The organism is Shewanella sp. SR43-4, from assembly GCF_014163845.1.
In the GTDB taxonomy this organism is placed as follows: Bacteria; Pseudomonadota; Gammaproteobacteria; order Enterobacterales; family Shewanellaceae; genus Shewanella; species Shewanella vesiculosa.
This window is the reverse complement of the sequence record NZ_JACJEB010000007.1, coordinates 145,240-169,007: the sequence shown is the minus strand read 5'-3', so window position 1 is coordinate 169,007 and position 23,768 is coordinate 145,240. Positions and strand designations below refer to the sequence as shown.

Below are 23,768 nucleotides of genomic sequence, written 5' to 3'. Positions count from 1 at the left end.
GATGATGAAAAACATGAAATATCACTTTATTGCTAGAAGTGCTATTATTGCCTTGCCATTACAGGACTGTTCGATAAAGGATTATATGTCGTCAACATATCAAAAAAATGTACTTTTTGATTGCATTTTACTGCCAAAATATTCTGGCTTATCAATACATTACTTATTTTTAATATTAATGACTATTGTCAGTTTCCTTTCTATACACAATACCGTGGCACAACCATTATCAATTACGCTAGCCGCTGAAGATAGCTGGCCACCCTTTGCTGATGAATTTGGCCGAGGTATTTCCCACAACATTATCCGTCATGCTTTTGAGCAAGTTGATGTTAACATCTCAACTATTGTAGTCCCTTATGCTCGCGGATTAATTATGACTGAACGAGGCTCGGTTGATGGCGTATTTAATGTTACCAGAGAGCAAAGTACAATTGACCGATTTGTTTTCGGTAATGAACCTCTTTTTACCATAACGGCTTCTTTTTTCTTTGCCAAAGATTATCCTACGGTTGCAAAAAATAAATGGCAACTGCCAACCCAAAGCACCATAGGTATTATCAATGGCTATGAGTATGGAGATGAATTCACAACACTGGTAGAAAAACGAAAGCTCCAAGTTATCACTGTAGATAGCCAACGCCAATTAACTAATTTGTTACTAGTGGGCAGAATTGACTCTGCTATCATGTATGATCTTGTTGCTGACGTTTACATCAAGCGGATGGGAGTTAACAATGATATACAAGCTAAATTTAACAATCATACCAGTAAAATATTTGTCGCTTTTTCTAAACTTAATCCGCAATCAAAACACCTTAGTGAGTTACTCGACAAAGGACTAATAGCACTAAAAAAACAGGGTAAATACCAGCAATTACTTCTGCCCCTAAATGATTAATAGCAACACAGTAAATAACATAAGGTCATAGTGTAATGAGTCGTGTCCCTGCGCAACAACAATACAGCCCAGTGCACTCTTTTTCAGTACAAATTTATTATGAAGATACTGACTTTTCAGGAGTGGTGTATCATCCAAATTTTTTGAAATATTTCGAACGTGCTCGTGAACATGTTATTGGTGCAGAGATCCTCAGCCAACTTTGGCAACAACAACAACTGGGTTTTGCTGTTTATCGCAGTGATATGTTATGTCACGATGGCGTAGAATTTGCTGATATTATTGATGTACGCACTCAATTTTATTTTGAAAGTAAGTACCGTACAGTGTGGAAACAGGAAATATGGCGACCTAATGCGAAAAAACCAGCAGTAACGGCAACGATAGAAATGGTCTGTATGAACCAGAAACGTCAACTTGCGCCCATGCCGACAGAATTAATAACCCATCTATCCAAGGGGATTTAGGACGTTAGGGCTATGGATAACAATTTATGGCTGGTTAATTTGAGCAGAGCTGATGAGTGGGTAATTAAGTTGCGGATATATGTGCTCAAACTCACTGGCAGTAAAAGGTTTAGCAAAATAATCACCTTGAATGGTATCCACCCCAAAATGATGTAATGCTTCCAATACTGTCTTAGATTCAACCCCTTCAACCGTCACTTCAAAACCCAGATTTTTAGCGAGATCGATACTCGTCTTAACAATTTGCTTTGCCGCTGGTGAAGTTTCAAACTCATCTAAAAAGGCTTTATCTATTTTCACTTCATCAACGGGTAAATGACGCAAATAAGCCAAAGAAGAGTGGCCAGTACCAAAGTCATCAATCGCAAGTTTAACCCCAATATCGCGTAATTGATTTAAGGTCACAATGGTTTGTGCCAGTGATTTCATTAAAACACTTTCAGTGATTTCAATCGTAATCGATTCGGCTGGCACCAGATATTGAGCTAATTTGCTTGCAACATCAGCGGCAAGATTGGGATTATCTAAATCAGTAGAAGATAAATTAATGGCGACATTAACGTAAACCCCTGTGTTGCGCCATTTAACTTGTTGAGCTAGCACGTTATCTAACACCCAAGTACTCAAAATATTAATCATTCCAGTTTGTTCTGCTAATGGAATAAACTCATTAGGCGAAATTAATCCCAAACTGTCATGCTGCCAACGAATTAACGCTTCAACCTGCTTACAGTGACCACTTTTTAAATCTAACTTGGGTTGGAATACCATAAACAGCTGATTTTGCTTTAACCCTTTAGGCAAGCCATTGATAATTAATAATTCTCTGTATTGGGCTTTATCATCATCTTGATCATAAAATGCCATGGCTTGCTTTAATGTTTTGGCTTTTTTTAATGCCAAATCTAAGCGGCGCAGCATCAAACTGACCTCGGCATGATGTTCACTTAATGACAATACACCCAATTGTATTTTGATACTGATGGGTTGCTGTTCAATTTCAAACGGTTTTTGTAATTCACTCTTGATTTCAAGCAGTTGCTCAACTGTCAATTTTTGGTGAAAAAACAATAGAAACTCATTTCCGTTCATTCGAGCGATAAACTGTGCTTTGCAATTAAGGTTATCGATCCGCTTCGCAAACGCTTTAAGAAATTTGTCGCCAAATAAAAAACCAAACAAATCGTTCACAAACCGAAATTGTCGAATATCTATCAGCACTAACATGCCGTCTGACATGGGCATTTTAGACAACATTTTACGTTTAAAACCGACACGGTTAGCTAAGCCAGTTAACTTATCTCGTTCGGTACTAAAGATGCTTGATTGATGTAAGTCGTGAAGAACGTTAATGAGCGGTTTTAATGAGGTTGAAGTTGAAGCTGAGTCTACGTTGAATGAATCTTGATTAAGTAATTGTAATTGCAACGAATGAGTCAATTGTTGAATAAAACGATGCTGACGCCAATAGAGAAGTGCAACGCTACACAGCAAGATCGCCATAATACATAACATCGTTATCAAAAAGTAATTCATTAAGTCTTCATCATGTTGCAATTTTAATCATCACAGTATTCAACGCAAAAATACATCACTAATATTAATCATCTGTGTTTGACTCATTTGATAATATCAGTGAAATAAGCACAACATACTACTATTCGTAACTTTGCTTAATTGAATGATACATATCAATGAACTCATCACTGGCAAGATCTTCTGCAGTAACAGGCAAGCCTCTTTGTGCAAAGACGCCCAATCTTTCAGCTAATTCTTCACCGGCACGCAGTTCACCCGTGTAAAATGCAGCCGAACGGATAAAGTCGAGATAAGATACTTTTTCAGGCATGTAATGAAGATCAGCCCATCGTTCGACCACTTCCATTACCTCAGGAGCAAAATCCCATGTTTTTAATACGGCGCGACCAATAGGGCCCTGCATCTTACGCACTAAACTGCGTAAATCATCAATTCGGCTAAATAACTCAGGATGAACTTCCGCTTCGGTTAATACTGGTAATGCACCAATATTATGCACTAAACCAGCTAGAGTAAGCGTATCACGGTCTAATTTTTTACTCGGGTGACGTTTATTGTACATCTCTAACATGGCACCGGAGGAAGCTGTCACTTCAATAGAGGTTTTCCATACTTCATCCATCACCTCCCACACCATTTCGTTAGTGGAGATAAATAACTGCTCCATGGCAACAGATGTGGTAATAGATTTAATTTGTACTAAACCAATACGACTCACAGCGGCATTAATATTTTCAGCTTTGTTACCACGAGAATATAAAGCACTGTTGGCAACTTTGATAATGCGCGCTGAAATAGCGGCATCTTGACCAATAATGTCAGCAACTTGCTTGAGGCTTGAATCTTGACGAGACACGACTTCTTGAACACGCATGGCCACTTCGGGCAGTGTTGGTAAAACTAAAGCATCATCTTTAAGCTTTTTTAATAGTCCAACCAAGAGTTGATGTTCCGTAGACATGAGGTCTCCATAAATAAATAGCCACTGATGTTGGATTATATACCCAAAGCGATAACATTTGCGATTACTCAACTAACGAGAAGCCAATTAATTATATCGTTCCGTTAAGCTTTGTCGCTCGGTAACCAGATTAGTAGTTGTAAAATACAACCGACCTCACAAATTCTAAGGCTATATTTGTCCCCGCTAATATCCTTAAGTAAGCTTCGGCCCTTGAGTCATACACTATTTAACTAGGTCGAGTAAAACCATGTTTAAACCTGAATTATTATCTCCCGCTGGTACGCTTAAAAATATGCGTTACGCCTTTGCTTATGGTGCCGATGCTGTTTATGCAGGCCAACCTCGTTACAGTTTACGAGTCAGAAATAATGATTTCAAAATGGAGAACCTTGCTTCAGGTATTGAAGAAGCTCATGCCCTAGGGAAAAAATTGTATGTGGTGAGTAATATTGCGCCGCACAATGCCAAACTCAAAACCTATATTAAAGACATGGAACCTGTGATTGCAATGAAACCCGATGCGGTGATCATGTCAGATCCGGGGCTTATTATGATGGTACGCGAAGCGTTCCCTGAACAAGTAGTTCACTTATCAGTTCAAGCAAACGCCATTAACTGGGCGTCGGTCAAATTCTGGCAACAGCAAGGGATTAAGCGAGTCATATTATCGCGTGAATTGTCACTTGATGAAATTGAAGAAATTCGTCAGCGGTGTCCAGATATAGAATTAGAAGTGTTTGTTCATGGCGCATTGTGTATGGCATATTCAGGCCGTTGTTTATTGTCTGGTTATATGAATAAACGCGATCCTAATCAGGGAACCTGCACTAATGCATGTCGCTGGAAATATGATGTTCACCAAGCACAACAAACTGAGAGCGGAGATATCATCCCTGTGACCCCCACAGTTCAGTTTGAAACCCCAACCTTAGGTTCGGGTCAACCCAGTAGTGAGATTGTTTTATTACAAGAAGCCGGTCGCCCTGGCGAATATATGCCAGCGTTTGAAGATGAACATGGCACTTACATTATGAACTCAAAAGATTTACGCGCTATTCAACATGTGGATCGTTTAACCAGAATGGGCATTGATTCATTAAAAATTGAAGGTCGTACCAAATCTTTTTATTATGTTGCGCGCACTGCCCAACTTTATCGTCAGGCCATTGAAGATGCTGCTGCGGGTAAAGACTTTGATCGCACTTTAATGAACAACCTTGAAGGCTTAGCGCATCGCGGCTATACCGAAGGTTTTTTACGTCGTCATGTTCATGATGAATATCAAAATTACCAATATGGTCATTCTGTAAGTAATAGTCAGCAATTTGCTGGTGAATTTACTGGCAAACGAAATCCACAAGGGTTAGCTGAAATAGACGTCAAAAATAAATTCTCTGTCGGCGACAGCGTTGAAATAATGACAACTGAAGGTAATTTTGTTATCACTATTGAAGCATTACTGAATCGCAAAGGTGAATCTATCGATTCCGCTTTAGGCTCAGGACATTTTGTGTTTCTCGCGCTGCCAGCAGATATTAACATCGACAAAGCCATGCTAATGCGTAATTTACCTGAGGGGATGGATACTCGAAACCCTCATCAATCTGTTTAACCTGAGGTTTTATGGCATTAATCATTGACGATAGCTGTATCAATTGTGATATGTGTGAACCTGAATGCCCTAATGAGGCCATCACTATGGGTGAAGAGGTATATGAAATTGATCCCGGATTGTGTACTGAATGTGTGGGCCATTACGACAAACCGACCTGTGTATCAGTTTGCCCGATTGATTGCATCGATCCCGATCCAGAACATAAAGAGTCTCAAGACGAGCTGCTAATCAAATATGCTAGGCTCACGGGTAAGTCACCCAATTAACACTGACAACGCATGTTAGTCATACCGTAGTCAGCATAAAGTGAATGAGCGCCGATTGGCGCTCATTCACTTTGAGTCATTTAGCGACATAAGTCATGCTCAAAAATCATTGCAATCATAAAGACTGACTCACCTTCTGAGTAAATTGAAAAAGATGATAAATTTCATTTTGTTATCTTTATTTATGTGTTTATTTGCTCTGTTCTAAAATCATTACATTAAAATAGTATCAGACTAATTGAGCGAGCTTAATCTGTGGTACAACTTGCATTATCGGACATTTTTTCTATGTCATTGTGTGTGTTGAGTATGTTGCTATCTTCGGGTTGTAATTGAAGTGCTTTACTAATCATCTCCATTGCCCTCTGTTTACAACCAGACACAGACAAACTGTAAGCGTAATTATTTAAATAAGCGCCCTGTTGCTCAGGCTGTTGCGCGCTATAATTTAATCCCTGTTGATACCAAAAAGTAGCCTTGGCGTTATCTATTGCTAAATAATAATTTCCAAGCAAAAAATAGCTTAGCCAATAGTCAGGCCATTGTCTGGTGGCATTTTCAAGCGCATTTATGCCGGCAGTACTTTCGCCAACGCTGAGCAAATCTTGGGCGGCGCTGGCGTAAATAAACCGGTCAAAATGTGAACTCTTGATATCCGGCGGCACAACAGCCAATAACCAATATTGGCCTCGCAACCAGGTGCGTTCAAATACTTTAAGTTCCGCGATACGGTTTTTATGGCTGCCAGAATGGAGCACTACCTGCTGATTATTAAGGTCATAGCCAGTTACCACTGCGTAATGCCACATGGGATACCATGAGGTTGATAAATTTTGTAGCACTATGACCGGAATGTTGTCACTGACCAAAGACAGAAGTTGGGTCAAGTTGCCTGATTCAGCATAAGCAAGCAGCCCCTGTTGACGGGCGGCGGCCACCATTTCAATTTGCAAGCTGCCTTGTAAATCAGGAATAAACAGTGCTGGTGCTATTTGCTGAGGTGTTTTGGTTAGCCCATAAAAATTGAACACTTCTGAGAGTGTTGTAGGACCACAGAAGTAATCCTCTTGAGGATAAAAAGGAACCCCAGTAATTTGATGTTTAAGGGAAATATCGGGCGGATTAGCTAATAACATGGCTGTCTGGGGCGGAACCGATAGACAGCCACTGAGAAATAAACAAAAGCCAGTAATACCAACGGCTTTTGTGAACCAGCTTATGTGACTCATACTTGAAAATACGACCTAGTTAATGGGCCTAATAAAGGAAAACACATCGGTAACGCCCACCAAATCGAGAACCACTAACACCACTAATACAGTGACCACAACTCCTACTACGCCACCAGCAGCTGCAGGCATATCATTCATTTGGGTGTTTAATTGGTTTAATTCCTGATCCGTCATGCTGGCGATCCGCATTTCTGCATCCTCCATACTAACGCCAAGTGCTACCAGTTTATTTTGAACGTCAACGTTACTCAGCATTGCAATGACTTGTTGTTTATTATAAATATTTTTCTGCTGAACGATAACCTGCTCTGAGGAAATAACCCCAGCGTAGGTGGTCGAAATACAAGTCAAATAAGCTAACATTACTGTGGCGACTGCAAGAACTTTTTTCATTGGATTTCCTTTGATTGAGCAAATGTAAATATCTTATTAACAGTAGAGTTAATGCTGCGTAATAACAAGGTATATCGAGATTATACCTACTTTGGTGACACTTAAATAATCACACTGCACCCGCTTTAGCAAAATTGTCACTAAACTGCCGCAACTCTTTATCGATTGAGAGGGGGGTGTAATCCTCAGCTTTTTATCACGGCTACTGATTAATTAAGTCATACTGACGGGTTAACAAACCCCAACATGGTTTCCTATTTGCTCATTGATGGCATCGTCATAGTTCAGCTTATGACTCACTTAATGTTATCAGTCAGCTAATTTGACTGGCGTATGATGCCATATTTGCGCATTCTGGCGCGCAAGGTGCTGGGGTTAAGTCCAAGAAGTAGTGCTGCGCCTTTATGGCCTTCAATTCGCCAACCTGTCTGCTGCAATACTTTAGCGATATGTTCACATTCCAGCTCAACCAAGCCCTTTATCGAAGCATCATCTCTGGGCACTCGTTTTTCAAAACTATCAAAGCGATCTAAGATCTGCAGTGTATTTCCTTCGCTAAGGATAACGGCTCGTTCAATAGCACTCTCCAACTCTCGCACATTGCCAGGCCATTGATGTTGCAGTAAGGCTTGATGAGCTTCTTGGCTGATAGTGTCAATCAACTTACCTATTTTCTTGTTAAATTTAATCACAAAATGATTAACCAACAGCGGGATATCTTCTTTACGTTGTCTTAAAGGCGGCAAGGTGATTGGGAATACGTTCAAGCGGTAATAGAGATCTTCACGAAATTTGCCATTACGCACTTCCTCAATCAGGTTGCGGTTAGTCGCGGCAATAATTCTCACATCCACCTTTATAGTACGCGGACTGCCTAGCCGTTCAAATTCTCCATCTTGAATAATTCTCAGTAGCTTAGCTTGCATCTCTAGCGGCATTTCACCAATTTCATCTAAGAACAAGGTGCCACCATCAGCCAGCTCAAAACGGCCTATCTGTTTGCTGTCTGAACCGGTGAATGCTCCCCGCTCACGGCCAAACAATTCGCTCTCTATCAGGCTCGCAGGTAAGGTGGTGCAGTCTACTGTGATCAACGGACGCGTTTTTCGCGAACTGCGGCTATGGATAGCACGGGCAACAACCCCTTTGCCAGTGCCAGTCTCACCGAGCAGCAATACTGTGGCATCCATTGGAGCAACTTGCTCAACGTTCTGAAAGACCTGCGACAGCAGTTTGCTATTACCGATTATTTCGTCAAAATTAAACTGCCGCGCAACTTCCTTTTGAAGATAAATATTTTCGGCCTGAAGCTTGTCCTTTAATTGCTTTATTTGTATGTAAGTCTCTCTCAGTGACGCTTCAGCCTTTTTACGTTCATCAATTTCCTGCCCGAGTAGCAAGTTAGTCTTGGTCAACTCTAGCGTACGCTTTTGTACAGTGTCTTCCAAAGAGAGGTTATTTTTTGCCAATTTTTTATACAGTAAACTCACTTCCAACATATTATGAATACGGGTTTTCACCTCGACCAAGTCAAAGGGCTTGCTAATAAAATCCTTGGCCCCCGCTTGTAATGCCTGAAGTTTATGATTGGGTTGGGCAGTGAGCACCAGCACTGGTAAATAATCCATGCTATGGTCTGCCTTAAGCGCAGCCATAACCTCGAATCCATCCATTTTTGGCATCTGTAAATCAAGCAAAATCACATCATAGCGATTAATCCGGTTGAGGTCGCAAACAACTAAAGGATCCATGCTTGTCGTTACCTGGGTATAACCGCTATCAAGTAATAATTGCTCCAACAGAAGCACATTAGGCTCTTGATCATCGACAATCAAAATCTTAGCGTTGAGTATATCGCTTGCATTAATTTTCATTATTTTGCCTCATCATCAGCGATTACAGCAGACTTATTGGCATGCTCAAGCGCTATGTCGACAGTCTTCAGAAATTCATTGATCCGCAGTGGTTTAGTTAGATAATGAAAGAAGCCGGCATCCAGACCTTTCTTAATGTCTCGGGGAATGGCATTTGCACTGAGAGCGACCACGGGTATAGACGCTGTTATCGGACTTTCCCTGAGAATTTTCAATGCAACTAAGCCGCTAATTCCCGGTAGATTAATGTCCATCAAAATAATATCCGGCTGATGGGTATGTGCCATTTCAATACCTTGAATCGCATCGGCAGCACTGAGAAAACGCAGATTAGGTCGACGAGAAATAATGTTCTCAACAAGCATCAAATTAGCCGGATTATCTTCAACATACAGTAAGGTTTGCAAATGCTCAGGGGCTTTATATTGTAGCGCTTTGGTGACCATTATTGCGCTGTCAGCAAGCTTAGATACCGGTTCGTCGGTTCGCTGTAGTTCAAACCAGAAGACACTCCCTACGCCAACGGTACTTTGCACACCAATGACTCCCCCCATCGATTCAACCAGACGCTTACTCACCACCAGGCCTATTCCTGTACCTTGTTGATTATTAGCTTCTTGACCGAGGCGGTTAAAAGGTTGAAAAAGTTGCCCGAGTTGCTCAGCTGATAATCCTTCACCTGTATCTCGAACACTGAACCGCACCATATCATCGCTGCTTTGACTGTGCTCCAATATCACGCTTCCACCCTTTCGGTTGTATTTAATCGCATTGGAAAGCAGATTAATAATCACCTGCTTTAGCCGGGTCCTATCGACGTGAAGAAAATCTTTGGTCGTAGATCGGTTAAAGATGACGTTGATGTCATGGATTTTAGCTTGTGGCTCACTCATCAACACACACTCTTGCATGACTTCGGACAGCGAAACCACTTCAACTGACATAGGCAGCTTGCCGGATTCGATTAGCGCTAGATCCAGAATTTCATTGATAAGCTCCAACAAATACCATCCGGCTTTGAGGATCTGAGTAATGCTACGTTTCTGAGCGGGCAGTGGCGCGGGAGTACTTGATTCCATAAGCTGTGCAAAACCTAAGATCGCACCCAGTGGGGTTCGAAGCTCATGGCTCATACTGGAAAGAAAATCCGATTTGGCGAGATTGGCTTTCTCAGCCACAGCTTTAGCATTTTCCAGTTCGATGTTCTTTTCCAGCAGTTTTTGATTTAGGCGATTACGCTCAGTGACATCGCGGGCGCCATAAAAAATCCCCTGTAATTTATTGTCTCGGTGATAAAAGGTGGCCGCATTAATGGAAACTACGGTTTCTTTGCCGCTCTTGTTGCGGGCGGTCAATTCATAATCTGAGATTATCTTTTCACTTAACACCCTTTTTATGCCCGCTGCGGCAAACTCAGGATCGGTAAAGTAGTCTTTGAATGGGGTGCCTATAAGGGAATCACGCTGGTTACCTGTAAGCTCTTCCATTTGTTTATTGACATCGGTAATAATGCCGGACGGATCAGTGGTCGTCAGCGCATCAATGTTGGATTCAATCAGGTTACGAGTATAGAAATGTTGATCTTGCAGGCGCCGACTAAGTTCTTTCTGTTCTTCTTCGATACGCTTACGCGCGGTATTATCGGTTCCTATTAACAAATAGCCTATGATAGCCTGGCGCTCATCACGCAATGCCGTGACGGACACTACTGCTGGGAAGCGGCTGCCATCTTTACGTATGTAAGTCAGCTCGTAGATATCCTCAATACCGCGCCGAGCCTTAAATACTAGCGCATCGAAACCAGGTGTAATTGCTGTGTCCAGTTCAATACTGAGCTCTTTAGCGCGCTCGATGACTTCTTTGGGGTCGGAAATATCTGCTGGGGTGATCTTGTTCATCACCTCGTCAGCGGTATAACCCAGCATTCGCTCGGCACCCACATTAAATATCTGAATAACACCATGAGCATCGGTAGCAATACTGGAAAAATTAGCACTGTTAAAAATGGCTTTCTGCAGTGCACCAGCTTTGAGCAAAGCTTCTTCTGCCTGCTTGCCAACACTGTTATCTGTGCCAATCAAAAGATAACCTATGATGATACCTTGGTCGTCGCGAAGTGCTGTAACCGATACAACAGCTGGAAAGCGACTACCATCCTTACGGATATAAGTTAATTGGTAAATGTCTTCAATACCGCGTGACGCCTTAAACACCAGCGCGTCGAAACCAGGTTCTATTGGCGTGCAGAGTTCTACAGAAAGCGCCTTGGCGCGGGCGATGATTTCCTGGGGATCGGATATCTCGGCAGGGGTAATGTTGTCCACTACTTCGATGGCTGAATAACCTAGCATCCGCTCGGCGCCAACATTAAAAATTTGGATAACCCCTTTAGCATCAGTAGCAATACAAGAGAAGTTAGCGCTATTAAAAATAGCTCGCTGCAAGGCACCCGCATTTAGCAATGCCTCTTCAGCATGTCTGCGTTCGCTGCTCTCATCAATCACGGCTTCGAACAGATTGATACCCTCCCCTTTAATAAAGCTTGATAAGCTTTTAATCTCGTCAGCCTGGGCACGTTTTGTATCATCACCTTTCATTACTAACCTCTATAACCATCCAATGGTTTTGACGGGGTCGACATGTTGGCCCAGAGACAAAATCTGCCGCGTAGGTATCGTTATCTGGTATTTAAGACGGGAATATCAATGCCGTCCTACTTGAGTATCGGTAGCGCTTGTCTTACAACCACCACATATACCGCACCATAATACCGCCTATAACAGAAATACCCTCAACATATTACATTTCTTTCATATATTGAGGCCGTAGCAATATTGATAATTAAAAAAAATAAAATTAACTCATTGTTAATAATAAACTAAATTCATTTTTTAACAAAAAACACTTTCGGTACGATATTTGCAAATTAGGTTATTAGTGTTCTCGAAATCTTACTCGGACCAGTACTCAGATTTTTCAATTCGTGGATATCGCATAACAAGAAAATCTCACTGAGTTATCAGCACTCATGGCTAACAAGAATCGCAGCCGTTTTTTGCTGATGTAGAAAAGGTAAATTAACGCAATTTAATAAAATCATTAGGAAGAAGAGAATGAATAGTTCCCTAAAAAAGACTTATCTCGTATTCACTATGCTATTAGGACTTATCCTTTTAGCTGGGTGTAATGGCGATAGCAGCAACGATAACAACAATAATGGGGTGTTACTTACAGCCATTGCTGTTACCCCTGCAGACTCAAGCATGCCATTGGGCTTGAAGCAACAGTTTACAGCCATAGGCACCTATTCAGATGGCACGTCGTCTGATATCACCAACTCGGTAACTTGGTCATCTGATGACTCAGCAGTTGCCACTATTAATACCAGTGGTATAGCCATGGGAGTTATCCCTGGTTCCTCTACTATCACAGCATCCATTATCGACTCATTATCAAACGAGCAATCCGCAACGGCCACGCTAACCATCACGGATGCGACCTTAACGGCTTTGGCTATCACACCAACCAACCCCAGCGTAGCTAAGGGGTTGAGCAAACAATTTGCTGTTACGGGTACTTATTCGGATGGTACTTCGCCAGATGTGACCACTTCAGTAACGTGGTCCTCGGCGAATACGCTAGTTGCTACCATAAATGCTAGTGGCCTTGCTAGTGGCGTTGCTATTGGTTCTGCAGTTATTAGCGCATCTTTAGGATCTGATGAAATAACGACTGAGCTCAACATCACAGATGCTATTTTGAGCTCAATAGCGTTAACGCCCGTTGAACCAAGTATTGCCAAAGGCATGACCCAACAGTTTACTGCTATCGGTACTTATTCTGATGGTACATCAGTGGATATAAGTGCTTCAGCAAGCTGGTCATCTGCGGACACACTGGTTGCCACAATGAATACCGGTGGGGCTGCTAAAGGAGTGAGTATAGGTTCATCTGTTATTACGGCAGATTTTCAAGCTCAATCAGCAACCTCATTGCTGACAGTTACCGACGCCACTTTAACGTCAATCATGTTAACACCAGCCAACCCACATATACCTAAAGGTAATACCCTGCAGTTGACTGCTACTGGTATTTACTCAGATGGTATCTCGGTTGATATGACCAGCTCAGCTATTTGGTCATCTTCAGACACCCTAATTGCCACTGTGAATGCCGATGGTATTGTCAGTGGTATTGCTTCGGGTTCTACAATTATTACCGCGACATCGGCTGCGCTGTCAGCCACCACTAACGTAACAATCACAGATACAAGTTTGACGTCAATTGCAGTAACACCAGGTAATCCCACTATAGCTAAAGATTCGAATAAACAGCTCACCGCTACCGGCACTTATTCTGATGGGTCGCTAGCAAATATTACGAACGCTGTAACTTGGTCATCAGCAGATACCTTAGTGGCTACAGTAAATAATACCGGTCTTGCAAATGGAATTAGCACTGGCTCATCACTTATCAACGCAAGCGCTGGAGGGGTCTCCGGTAGTACAAACATGACCATTACTAGCGCCGTATTAAGTTCAATTGTGGTATCGCCAACCAATCCAAGCCTTGTTAAAGGTATGAACAAGCAGTTTGCTGCAACTGGAACTTATTCTGATGGATCTGTAGCAGATATTTCTACCTCGGTTACTTGGTCATCTACAGATACCTTGGTTGCTACAATTGATGTCAATGGTCTTGCCAATGGCAAGGTGGCTGGCTCATCACTTATTACCGCAACTTCAGGAGCACAATCAGACAGTACTAATTTAACCGTTACCGATGCCACCTTGAATTCAATTGATATAACACCTGTTAATCCAAGTATTGTTAAGAACTCAAGCCAAAACTTTGTTGCTATTGGTCATTATTCAGACGGTAGTACAACAGATATCACATCGACGGTAATGTGGTCTTCAGCAGATACACAGGTTGCTACATTAAATCCCAATGAACAGCTAAATAGTGGGCGTGCGACAGCTATTGAAGTAGGCTCATCAGTGATTCAAGCAACACTAATTGGCGTATTTGCGGATACAACACTTAATGTTACTGCAGCTCTGCCCAATAACCCATTAGCACCTGAATTGGGTGAAGTGGCACGTTTTGTCATGCTTGCCTCACAAGCTATTACGACGACAAGTGGTTCTGCCATTGTCGATGGTGATTTAGGTATTCTTGACCAGGCACGTTCTTATTACGCAGGATTTACCGCAGGCGTTAATGCTGGCGAATTTGACGAATTAACCAATGGCTTGTCTTATGCTGGCGACGATAGCACACCACCTTATGTTGTACCGGTGCCTTATGCCTCTATGGTTGCATTTATTAACCAGTCCAGAACAGATCTTGGTATTGCCTATAATTTCCTCGCGGCAGATCCAAACCCAAATGCGGCAACCCAGATTTGCCCTATTGAATTGGGCAATCTGACTCTGACTCGTGGTGTGTATAAAACCGCAGCCGATGTGACCCTGCAAACAGGTACTCTCACTCTTGATGGCGAAGGAGACCCTGACTCTGTGTTCATCTTCACCATAGGCGGAAACCTAACTTCTGGTGCTCCAGGTGGCGATATTGTGCTTATTAATGGCGCACAAGCAAAGAACGTCTATTGGAGAACCGCTGGAAAGACAGTTATCGGCACTAATACCAAATTCTCTGGCAATGTTTTCGCTTGGTCAGAAGTGAATGTATTGACTGGAGCAAGCGTTACAGGTCGATTGTTTGCGGTCACTGATCAGGTAACGCTAGACGCAAATGCCATAAGCAAAGCACCATAGTGTCACTCTCTACTGACATTCACATTAACACTTAGGACCAAAATAGGGAGACAGACAGCTTGTTTCCCAATGACCTAAAAAACACCTCACTATTGTGTTTTTTAGGTACTTATTAGTGAAAGGTTTTCGCTTATAAGCCATTTTACCGTTCACATGTTTGCTAACAATGCCCACCAATGTGTGGGCCAAACATAGCCCCTCCAAGCAGCAAAGACAAATCCATTTATCGGTTTAATATCCGACAATATGACGCAACATTCTTTGTAATGTGATCTTAAGTTTTTCAAGGATATAACAATGCATATACGAAAAAATAATTTTACCCCGCCAATATGGGCTGGCAGCATATTGTTGCTTACCTTAATCGCTGGTTGTAATAGTGACAATAATACTGACTCGGCCATTGTGCCGACTATTAATGCCAGTAACCCAAGTGATCTTGCTATCGATGTGGCGATCAATCAACAAATCACCGCAACCTTCGGCGAAGCGATGAACGAGCAGACGATTAACGATGTCAGCTTTACCTTAATGGCTCCGAATCAAGCCGCCGTGTTAGGCACAGTTTCTTATGATGAAACAAGTCATACTGCCGTATTTGCTCCAAACAGTGATTTTACCCATAACACTCTGTATCAAGCATCTATCACCACTGAAGTCACAAATACGGCAGGCATAGCGCTTGCCAGTGGTTTTAGTTGGTCATTTACGACCTCTGCATTACCCGATGTTATTGCCCCACAGGTTGTATCAAACTCCCCAGCCGATCTCGCACAGAGCTTTGCCTTAAATAGAAATGTGACAGCTGAGTTTAGTGAAGCACTTGCTCCTAATACGCTAAACGGTACTAGCTTTACCCTAAGTGACGGGACAAATCTTGTCGCTGGTGTGATTAGCGTTCAAGGCACAAGCGCAACGTTTAATCCAGACGATAATTTAGCGGCCAATACACTTTATACCGCAACTCTGACCACGGCTATCAGCGATTTAGCGATGCCGGCAAATTTATTGGCAGCTAATTTCAGCTGGAGCTTTACCACCAGTGATGTTGCCGCTATGGGGCCTGAACCAGTGAAGTTAAACACTTCGGGTGATTTTGCTATTCTAACTAAGACTGGAATCACCAATATTCCAGCGTCTGCTATTACAGGCAATATAGGTTCAAGCCCAATCACAGCTGCAGCGATGGATAACGTGTTTTGTGATGAAATCAGCGGGACTATTTATGGTGCTGATGCTGCTTATACGGGCAGCGGTGCAATTACTTGTTTTGCTGGCGCAGCAGAAGATAACACCCTAGTGGCCAACGCAGTACTTGATATGGGCACAGCCTATAACGATGCAGCTGGCAGAACCTTACCTGACTATACTGAACTAGGCGCTGGTGATATCAGTGGCATGACACTAGAGCCAGGTTTATATAAGTGGAGTTCAGGTGTGTTGATTTCGACTGACATTGCTATTTCTGGCAGTGCCAACGACGTGTGGATTTTCCAAATAGCAGGTGACCTTACTCAAGCAGCAGCCAGTCGTATTAATTTACAAGGTGGCGCTCAGGCAAAAAATATCTTCTGGCAGGTTGGCGGAAGTGCGGGAGTCTCACTTGACACCACAGCGCATTTTGAAGGAGTCATTTTAGCTGAAAAAGGCATCAGCATAAACACAGATGCAACGATTAACGGCAGATTAATGTCACAAACAGCGGTCACTTTAGACCACAATATCGTGACTCAACCTACTGAATAACCGTCGTAATAGTCGAACACTAGCAATAGCCTAGCGCTCGCAATCCATGACGTCATGCGTCATAACATTAAAATCCGCTAAACCTGGTTTAGCGGATTTTTTATATCATAAAGAGCTAAAAAGCATATAGGTTAATTGACGCCATTAAGCGCGTTACTTTAAACTAACGCCTATAGCGCGATAAGATCGATCACGGATTGAATCTACTTTACTCACGGTTAAATGATAACGTCAGGATTTGCGCTTGTATCTCATCTTGATTCGCTAATATTGAGCATCTAATCTTATGTACCTAGCATCGGCAAAACGGCGCAAAATGCGCCGTTTTTCATGGTCAAACAAGCAAAACTATTCACAGGGTCTTAACATGTGGAGCATTTTTGCCAGTTGCTCGATGCCGATCTGAGCGGGTTTGGGTAAGTTATCTAATTCAATAGATAACAATAGATTTTTAACTTGTAACCCTAACTCAGTATCCCCTTCTATACGTAATTTACGTTGAAAAAATAAGGTATCAGGATCTTCTATCCCCGCGGCCACTAATATCAATTCCGGCACATTGGCACTTAAAGTCACATCAGGCTGAGTAAACGATCGTACTTGTAATTGTTGAGCAATCCCCACCTCAAAACGTAAACCAATATCATCAACACAAATCCCCACCCACTTGTGTTTGAGAAAATCGAGCTCATCTGACTGTAATTGTTCAGTTAACACTCGATTAAGCAGTGTATTGATCGCGGCTATTTTTAATTTTTCTGGCATGACACTGAGCGAGCGGCGACTAACCTGAGGTGCGAAATGCAATACCTTTTGCGCTAAGTGTTGCGATAATTGTTGTGATAATGCCTGAGCCATCGAGAGTACCTACTTGCAAATAGAGCCAATAATCAAGTGAGTTTACTGGTAATTTATCTAACGAAACCTGTTTTAAATCAAATCATGTTAACTCAATCACATTTACACTCCTGTTCTTTGAAAAAAATGAGAACACCAATATGGAACTCTTATGCCCCGCCGGTAATTTAGCGTCACTCAAAGCCGCGCTCAATGCCGGTGCTGATGCGGTTTACCTTGGACTAAAAGATGACACCAATGCGCGTTCGTTTGCAGGATTAAACTTTTCTGCCCCACAGCTAGCTCAAGCGACTCACTTAGCCCATAACCAAGGCCGAAAGGTGTTTTTAACCCTAAACACCTTCCCTAAACCCGGTGAGGAACATCGCTGGTATCAAGCAGTTGATTTAGCCGCACAATTAGAAATGGATGCGCTTATCGTTGCCGATTTATCATTACTCGATTATGCCCACCAGCATTATCCACACCTTCCGTTGCATTTATCGGTGCAAGCCAGTGCGACCAACCTCGGAGCGCTGTCATTTTACCAACAAGCTTTTAATATTGAACGGGCTGTATTACCACGAGTGCTGTCAATAAAGCAGGTTCGCGATTTAGCGAAAGTCAGCTCTGTGGATCTGGAAGTCTTTGCATTTGGCAGTTTGTGCATCATGGCGGAAGGACGTTGTCATTTATCATCATATGTTACAGGTCAATCCCCAAATACCGGTGGCTCATGCTCTCCCGCGAATCATGTTCGCTGGCAAGACAGTGGCAGTGATAAATTAACCAGACTGAATAATGTGTTAATCGATAAAGCCGATGCGAGTCAACAACTGGGCTATCCAGTGGTCTGTAAGGGTCGATATGTTGCTGAATACGATCAAGATGCAAAATATTTACTCGAATCACCCACCAGCTTAAGCACCTTAAGCTTATTACCTGAACTCGCTAAAGCGGGCATCAAATCACTCAAAATTGAAGGACGTCAGCGCAGCCCTGCTTATGTAAGTCAAGTGACCCACGTTTGGCGCAGTGCTATCGACACTTATTTGGCCAATCCCGATTCTTTTTGCGAACAACCACAATGGACGCAAGCATTGGCTAAAGTATCCGAAGGACAAATCACCACATTGGGCGCTTATCAGCGTCAATGGCAATAAGGTTACAGAATGAAAATATCTCTTGCTCCAATTAGCTACTGCTGGTCAAAACCTGACGTTGAGCTTTTCTATCAACAAGTGGCATTAAGTCATATTGATACTATTTACTTAGGTGAAACCGTGTGCAGTCGTCGCCGCGAACTCAAGTTTAACGACTATCTTGATCTGGCGAATATGCTTAAGTCTTATGGTAAACATGTGGTGTTATCGACCATGGCACTAATAGAAGCACAATCAGAGCTCAATGAATTAAAAAAAGCGATTGAGAATGGTGACTTTAGTATTGAAGCTAATGATATGGCGGCAGTACATTATGCACAGCAAGCCAAAGTTCCTTTTGTGTGCGGACCAATGATTAATAATTACAATCGGGCCAGTCTGGATTTACTGCATAAAAAAGGCATGTTCCGCTTTGTTATGCCATGTGAGTTATCTCAACAGTGGTTAAGTCGTATCATCAATCAAGGTGATAAACCCAAGTTTGAAATTGAAGTGCTCGGCCACGGCTATATGCCGCTAGCTCTTTCAGCGCGCTGCTTTACCGCTAAGCATTACCAATTACCGAAAGATAAATGCCAAACGATTTGCCAACGCCACAGCAAAGGTTTATTGGCTCAAACTCAAGAGTCGCAGCCCTTATTACGCTTAAATGGCATTCAAACTCAATCAGCGGCGCAAATAAATCTGATTAACCAAATTCCCCAGATGATCACCATGGGAGTGGACTATTGGCGGATTTCACCCAACAAATTAACCGATATTGACTTGGGTTCTGAGCTTGCCAGCGCACTACAACAGGTAACAAACGACCCATTTAATACTGAAGAACTATTCAATCAACAATTTAATCACAAGCAGCATACTGCAATCATTCATCATCATTGCAATGGTTACTGGTTCGGATTGCCGGGCATGGACTATCGCCAAGAGAACCAAGAAACTGTGTTTCCGTCATAAAAACTCAGCCGATTGCCATTAATGCAACCACTCATAACAATGATAATATTCATGTTCATTAATGGCATACAAGCGACTTAAAAACTCACACACTCAAAGCTGAAACACTCCAGAAACAAATCATTAACCAAATGATTATATTAGTTATTTATCATGTACAACATCATTCCCGCAAAGTAAATATCTACTCATATTTAACTAATATCTATTCGATTAAGTTATCATTTTACATACAGCAAAGAAGGGGGTAACCTTGCCTACCCAAAAAACACAACTGAATGGACATTCAATCTCTGTCCATAAGAAACAGTTGGATAGCCAAGCTGGCCAACTTACAGCAAATACGTAAGGTGTATTTAACGTGACACACAAAAAACATAACATTAAAACAATTCTTACCTTTATCATTCCGTCACTGATTGGTTTGTTACTGTTTATGACGCCTATCACTGTCAATGGTTCGATTACCATCCCAATTGCAATCATTTCAAAAGCATTGCAAAACCAAATGGGCAGTTCGATTCAGCTTATTGTGACCTGCATCGTTGTATTTATGGCAATAGCCTCATTGCTCACCCAGCTTACTAATCCTAAATTTGTGCGTAAAAATATTTTTTTACGCACCTTATTAAAAGTAAATTTATTTTGGTTAGCCGTGCGAATATTAGGCGCGGTCTTTATTGTCATGGTTTATTTGCAGATGGGACCTGATGCGATTACTTCATCGGCAACGGGTGGTTTAGTCTTAAATGATTTAGTGCCAGTACTATTTTCAGTGTTTATTTTTGCAGGCATGTTATTGCCGCTATTACTCAATTTTGGTTTATTGGAGTTTTTTGGCACGTTATTAACCAAAGTGATGCGTCCAATATTCAATTTACCCGGACGCAGTGCGATTGACTGTATGGCATCCTGGTTAGGTGATGGCAGTGTGGGTATTTTAATGACCACCAAACAATACGAAACCCGTTTTTACACGGCACGAGAAGCAGCCGTTATTGGTACCACTTTTTCAGCGGTATCGATAACTTTCAGTCTAGTGGTTATATCGCAAGTAAAACTTGAGCACTTGTTTGTACCATTCTATCTCACTGTGTGTTTGGCAGGATTTGTCGCCGCTATCATAGTGCCGAAATTACCGCCGTTATCATGGAAAAAAGATCTGTATATCGACGACACCCCACGCCATGAAGATGATGAAACAATTCCTGCCAGTCACGGTGTCTTTTCATGGGGATTTGAACAAGCAATGCAGCGAGCATCCTCTGCTGGTGGCATTAAACATGTCCTAACAGAAGGGATTAAAAACGTTGTTGATATGATTTTTGGGGTAATTCCAGTCGTTATGGCTATTGGTACCGTAGCGTTAGTGCTCGCTGAACATACACCAATTTTTAACTACTTAGGTATGCCATTTATTCCACTGTTAGAGCTACTGCATATTCCTGAAGCCACTGAAGCCTCAAAAACAATTGTGGTAGGATTTGCCGATATGTTTATTCCATCTATATTGGCCAGCTCTATTGAGTCTGACTTAACCCGTTTTGTCATTGCGGCATTATCTGTCACTCAGCTTATTTATATGAGTGAAGTGGGTGCTCTTTTGATTGGTAGTAAAATTCCGGTGAACTTTTTTGAGTTGTTCGTTATCTTTATCCTACGGACATTAGTAACGCTTCCTATTATTGCATTAATGGGCCATTTACTGATTTAGTAGGCGTAACTAAACATAACATCTTAATATCAACTCAGGAGCGCATTGCGCTCCTTTTTTATACAAAATATTCTCTGCGTAACCGAGATAAATCGAGTATGCTTAACAAATAAGCATTGGCTATGTACCATAGCCATATTGATGACTAAGGGTGAACCATGGACAACAGACGTAAATTTTCTCGTATTTTATTTGCAGCCAGTGCGCATCTTGCGCAAACAGAACAAACTTGGCGCACTAAAATTTTAGATTTAAGTCTCAATGGCGCTCTAGTAGAACTGCCAGCAGGTTATACTGGTCAGCTACATACCATTTTAACCTTAGCGTTTGTGTTAGCCGATTCTGATATTGAACTGCACATGGAGGCGGAAATTGTTCATAAGACCCCAGAACATCTTGGCTTAAAATGCACTCATATTGATGTTGACAGCATTACTCATCTGCGCCGTATTATCGAACTCAATATGGGCGATGCAGAATTATTAGATCGTGAGCTTACCTCGTTAATCACACCAGTTCCTTAAGCTTGCAGATAAACCATGAGATGTAAAAAAGGTAAGCCAATGACTTACCTTTTTTATACCAATAGTCCGCTGTATCACTCGAAAACTAATTAATCAGCTCAAGTAACTCATGGATAGTTTTAACTGGGATGATTTTTGCGCCGAGCCCTTCCATGGTTTTATGATAATTACGAAATGGAATAAAAATCTCCGTAAAACCATGCTGCGCAGCTTCTCTCACTCTGGGCACTCCGCTATCAATTGGGCGCACATCACCATTCAAGCTCAACTCACCCATAATACAAGTGGTTCTTGGCACCACAAAGTCATTTAAACTGCTCAATAATGCTGTCACTAGCGCTAAATCGATACAGGTTTCTGACTCATCAATTTTTAACCCACCAACGATATTAAAAAATGTGTCGTGGAATATTTTGGTTTTAGTATGTTTACGCAAAATACCGGTTAACATTTTAATCCGATTCATGTTTAACCCCACACATACACGCTGGGGAAATTCTGATTCAGTTTCAGTTGTTAAACATTGGATTTCTAATAGTAAATTACGGTTACCTTTACGAATACAGGTAATAGTCGAGCCAGGTGACTCTGTAGTAGAACCCGATAAGAATATCTCACTGGGATTATCTACGCTCACCATACCGCGTTCGCTCATGCGGAATATGCCCACGGTATCAACATCACCAAAACGGTTTTTATTGGCGCGCAAAGTGCGAATTTGACCATCATTAGTGTCGATATGTAACAGTGAATCCACGATATGCACTAAGGTTTGCGGCCCAGCAATTTCGTTATTTTTATTCACATGAGCAATAATGAACATGGTGACATTATTTTTTTTACAATATTGCGTAAATGCCTGCGCCGCCGTTTTAACTTGTGAAGGCGATCCTGGGCTGCCATTGGCGGCATCTGTGACGACCGCTTGAATAGAGTCAATCACCGCAAACTTGATTTGCTTGGCTTCTAATTCCTCAATAATAGCTTCTACACTGGTTTCAGACAGCAAAAACAAGTTATCTTCGTTGTAATGAAGCTTTAAACGATTAACTCGGTTTTTAAACTGCGATAATGACTCTTCTGCAGTACAGTATAATGATGCCATCGACTGTGACATTCGGGCCACTAGATCAGATAACAAGGTCGTTTTACCTGCGCCAGGATCACCGGAAATAATATTCACCGAGCCCGTGGTCAAACCACCGCTAAGCACTCGGTCTAATTCACCGATCTCAGTAAGTCTTTTTTCAGCATCCTGTGACTCAACTTCACTGAGTTTTTTTGAACCACCACCAGCAGCACCGGCGTATCCCAATACCGAAGTACGAGAAGTAGTGCTTTTTGTGGCAGATAATTTCATTTCCACTAAAGAGTTCCACGCACCACAACGACACTGTCCCTGCCAACGAGGATAATCTAGGCCGCAATCGTCACAAACAAATGCCATTTTTGGAGCTTTTGCCATGTTAATTCCCATGTTGCAAATCAATTAATACAATAAGATTGATACTATTAGGCCTGAGGACCAATCGACAATCACTGTGAACATATCATTCTTTATTAGTCATACCGGCTGCTCATCAATACAACTATAACGGCTTAAACCACTCATAAGATAATAATAACAATCAGCTTTACAGAGTTCTTTACGATTAACACCTTGCCCACACGCAATGAACACAAACGCTAAGCCATTATGAATAAGCTTCAAGAACACCAAGATACCGTTAAGACACTATGTTCATCTGAACGGTAAAATAATTAGCCCTAAAATCATTTCAGCATAACTCTCG

18 protein-coding genes are annotated in these 23,768 nt (G+C 41.9%); 10 read left to right on the top strand and 8 right to left on the bottom strand.

What is annotated here, in order from left to right; all coding sequences use genetic code 11:
• Positions 1–4: 4 nt before the first annotated feature.
• Both H5123_RS10175 and H5123_RS10170 read left to right on the top strand, forming a co-directional pair.
• Positions 5–901 (top strand): ABC transporter substrate-binding protein, encoded by an 897-nt coding sequence (locus H5123_RS10175; RefSeq protein ID WP_259395205.1) that lies wholly within the window; start codon positions 5–7, stop codon positions 899–901.
• A 35-nt stretch (positions 902–936) separates the two neighbouring features.
• The gene (locus H5123_RS10170; RefSeq protein ID WP_182697883.1) at positions 937–1,368 is read left to right on the top strand and encodes a thioesterase family protein; all 432 of its coding nucleotides are present in this window, start codon (positions 937–939) and stop codon (positions 1,366–1,368) included.
• Positions 1,369–1,392: 24 nt separating this feature from the next.
• On the opposite strand, the gene H5123_RS10165 is transcribed toward H5123_RS10170, so the two are convergent.
• The gene (locus H5123_RS10165; RefSeq protein WP_182697882.1) at positions 1,393–2,904 is read right to left on the bottom strand and encodes a bifunctional diguanylate cyclase/phosphodiesterase; all 1,512 of its coding nucleotides are present in this window, start codon (positions 2,902–2,904) and stop codon (positions 1,393–1,395) included.
• A gap of 121 nt (positions 2,905–3,025) precedes the next feature.
• Positions 3,026–3,868, bottom strand: a complete 843-nt coding sequence (locus H5123_RS10160) for an HDOD domain-containing protein (protein ID WP_182697881.1) — start codon at positions 3,866–3,868, stop codon at positions 3,026–3,028.
• Positions 3,869–4,118: 250 nt separating this feature from the next.
• Between H5123_RS10160 and yegQ the strand changes: the two genes are divergently transcribed.
• Together yegQ and H5123_RS10150 are read left to right on the top strand one after the other, a co-directional pair.
• Positions 4,119–5,483, top strand: a complete 1,365-nt coding sequence (gene yegQ / locus H5123_RS10155; protein ID WP_182697880.1) for a tRNA 5-hydroxyuridine modification protein YegQ — start codon at positions 4,119–4,121, stop codon at positions 5,481–5,483.
• Positions 5,484–5,494: 11 nt separating this feature from the next.
• A complete protein-coding gene (locus tag H5123_RS10150; RefSeq protein ID WP_124017609.1) occupies positions 5,495–5,752 on the top strand; it encodes a YfhL family 4Fe-4S dicluster ferredoxin in 258 nt (85 codons plus the stop codon).
• A gap of 248 nt (positions 5,753–6,000) precedes the next feature.
• On the opposite strand, the gene H5123_RS10145 is transcribed toward H5123_RS10150, so the two are convergent.
• From H5123_RS10145 to H5123_RS10130, 4 genes are all read right to left on the bottom strand, one after another.
• Entirely contained in the window at positions 6,001–6,981 is a 981-nt protein-coding gene (locus H5123_RS10145) for a PA2778 family cysteine peptidase (RefSeq protein WP_182697879.1), read from the bottom strand.
• Positions 6,982–6,996: 15 nt separating this feature from the next.
• Entirely contained in the window at positions 6,997–7,377 is a 381-nt protein-coding gene (locus H5123_RS10140; protein ID WP_124017611.1) for a PA2779 family protein, read from the bottom strand.
• Positions 7,378–7,694: 317 nt separating this feature from the next.
• Positions 7,695–9,251 carry a sigma-54 dependent transcriptional regulator gene (locus H5123_RS10135; protein ID WP_182697878.1) on the bottom strand — a complete coding sequence of 519 codons (1,557 nt, stop codon included), beginning with the start codon at positions 9,249–9,251 and terminating at the stop codon, positions 7,695–7,697.
• Positions 9,251–11,848 (bottom strand): PAS domain S-box protein, encoded by a 2,598-nt coding sequence (locus tag H5123_RS10130; RefSeq protein ID WP_182697877.1) that lies wholly within the window; start codon positions 11,846–11,848, stop codon positions 9,251–9,253. Before H5123_RS10130 ends, H5123_RS10135 begins: the two co-directional genes overlap by 1 nt.
• 516 nt (positions 11,849–12,364) lie before the next feature.
• On the opposite strand from H5123_RS10130, the gene H5123_RS10125 reads away from it, so the two are divergent.
• Both H5123_RS10125 and H5123_RS10120 read left to right on the top strand, forming a co-directional pair.
• A complete protein-coding gene (locus H5123_RS10125) occupies positions 12,365–15,034 on the top strand; it encodes an Ig-like domain-containing protein (RefSeq protein WP_182697876.1) in 2,670 nt (889 codons plus the stop codon).
• A gap of 297 nt (positions 15,035–15,331) precedes the next feature.
• A complete protein-coding gene (locus H5123_RS10120) occupies positions 15,332–16,780 on the top strand; it encodes an ice-binding family protein (RefSeq protein WP_182697875.1) in 1,449 nt (482 codons plus the stop codon).
• A gap of 348 nt (positions 16,781–17,128) precedes the next feature.
• Here the strand turns inward: H5123_RS10120 and H5123_RS10115 are convergent, their stop codons facing one another.
• Positions 17,129–17,638: an SCP2 domain-containing protein gene (locus tag H5123_RS10115; RefSeq protein ID WP_182697874.1), complete on the bottom strand. Its 510-nt coding sequence runs from the start codon at positions 17,636–17,638 to the stop codon at positions 17,129–17,131.
• A 140-nt stretch (positions 17,639–17,778) separates the two neighbouring features.
• Here H5123_RS10115 and H5123_RS10110 point away from each other — a divergent pair, with 140 nt between their 5' ends.
• From H5123_RS10110 to H5123_RS10095, 4 genes are all read left to right on the top strand, one after another.
• Positions 17,779–18,780, top strand: coding sequence for a peptidase U32 family protein (locus H5123_RS10110; RefSeq protein ID WP_124017613.1), 1,002 nt, complete (start codon positions 17,779–17,781; stop codon positions 18,778–18,780).
• A 9-nt stretch (positions 18,781–18,789) separates the two neighbouring features.
• On the top strand, positions 18,790–19,737 hold the full coding sequence (locus tag H5123_RS10105) for a U32 family peptidase (protein ID WP_182697873.1): 948 nt from the start codon (positions 18,790–18,792) through the stop codon (positions 19,735–19,737).
• A gap of 436 nt (positions 19,738–20,173) precedes the next feature.
• Positions 20,174–21,451 (top strand): YjiH family protein, encoded by a 1,278-nt coding sequence (locus H5123_RS10100; RefSeq protein WP_259395217.1) that lies wholly within the window; start codon positions 20,174–20,176, stop codon positions 21,449–21,451.
• Positions 21,452–21,609: 158 nt separating this feature from the next.
• Positions 21,610–21,975 (top strand): PilZ domain-containing protein, encoded by a 366-nt coding sequence (locus H5123_RS10095; protein WP_124017616.1) that lies wholly within the window; start codon positions 21,610–21,612, stop codon positions 21,973–21,975.
• Positions 21,976–22,060: 85 nt separating this feature from the next.
• Here the strand turns inward: H5123_RS10095 and radA are convergent, their stop codons facing one another.
• Entirely contained in the window at positions 22,061–23,440 is a 1,380-nt protein-coding gene (gene radA / locus H5123_RS10090) for a DNA repair protein RadA (protein ID WP_182697871.1), read from the bottom strand.
• Positions 23,441–23,768 lie beyond the last annotated feature (328 nt).

Bases quoted from the DNA above. Each gene is read 5' to 3' on its own strand.
- H5123_RS10115 (WP_182697874.1), bottom strand. From the start codon at position 17,638: ATGGCTCAGGCATTATCACAACAATTATCGCAACACTTAGCGCAAAAG.
- H5123_RS10140 (WP_124017611.1), bottom strand. From the start codon at position 7,377: ATGAAAAAAGTTCTTGCAGTCGCCACAGTAATGTTAGCTTATTTGACT.
- H5123_RS10175 (WP_259395205.1), top strand. From the start codon at position 5: ATGAAAAACATGAAATATCACTTTATTGCTAGAAGTGCTATTATTGCC.
- H5123_RS10120 (WP_182697875.1), top strand. From the start codon at position 15,332: ATGCATATACGAAAAAATAATTTTACCCCGCCAATATGGGCTGGCAGC.
- radA (WP_182697871.1), bottom strand. From the start codon at position 23,440: ATGGCAAAAGCTCCAAAAATGGCATTTGTTTGTGACGATTGCGGCCTA.
- H5123_RS10095 (WP_124017616.1), top strand. From the start codon at position 21,610: ATGGACAACAGACGTAAATTTTCTCGTATTTTATTTGCAGCCAGTGCG.
- H5123_RS10135 (WP_182697878.1), bottom strand. From the start codon at position 9,251: ATGAAAATTAATGCAAGCGATATACTCAACGCTAAGATTTTGATTGTC.
- H5123_RS10105 (WP_182697873.1), top strand. From the start codon at position 18,790: ATGAAAATATCTCTTGCTCCAATTAGCTACTGCTGGTCAAAACCTGAC.
- H5123_RS10150 (WP_124017609.1), top strand. From the start codon at position 5,495: ATGGCATTAATCATTGACGATAGCTGTATCAATTGTGATATGTGTGAA.
- H5123_RS10125 (WP_182697876.1), top strand. From the start codon at position 12,365: ATGAATAGTTCCCTAAAAAAGACTTATCTCGTATTCACTATGCTATTA.
- H5123_RS10165 (WP_182697882.1), bottom strand. From the start codon at position 2,904: ATGAATTACTTTTTGATAACGATGTTATGTATTATGGCGATCTTGCTG.
- H5123_RS10160 (WP_182697881.1), bottom strand. From the start codon at position 3,868: ATGTCTACGGAACATCAACTCTTGGTTGGACTATTAAAAAAGCTTAAA.
- H5123_RS10130 (WP_182697877.1), bottom strand. From the start codon at position 11,848: ATGAAAGGTGATGATACAAAACGTGCCCAGGCTGACGAGATTAAAAGC.
- H5123_RS10110 (WP_124017613.1), top strand. From the start codon at position 17,779: ATGGAACTCTTATGCCCCGCCGGTAATTTAGCGTCACTCAAAGCCGCG.
- yegQ (WP_182697880.1), top strand. From the start codon at position 4,119: ATGTTTAAACCTGAATTATTATCTCCCGCTGGTACGCTTAAAAATATG.
- H5123_RS10170 (WP_182697883.1), top strand. From the start codon at position 937: ATGAGTCGTGTCCCTGCGCAACAACAATACAGCCCAGTGCACTCTTTT.
- H5123_RS10100 (WP_259395217.1), top strand. From the start codon at position 20,174: ATGACGCCTATCACTGTCAATGGTTCGATTACCATCCCAATTGCAATC.
- H5123_RS10145 (WP_182697879.1), bottom strand. From the start codon at position 6,981: ATGAGTCACATAAGCTGGTTCACAAAAGCCGTTGGTATTACTGGCTTT.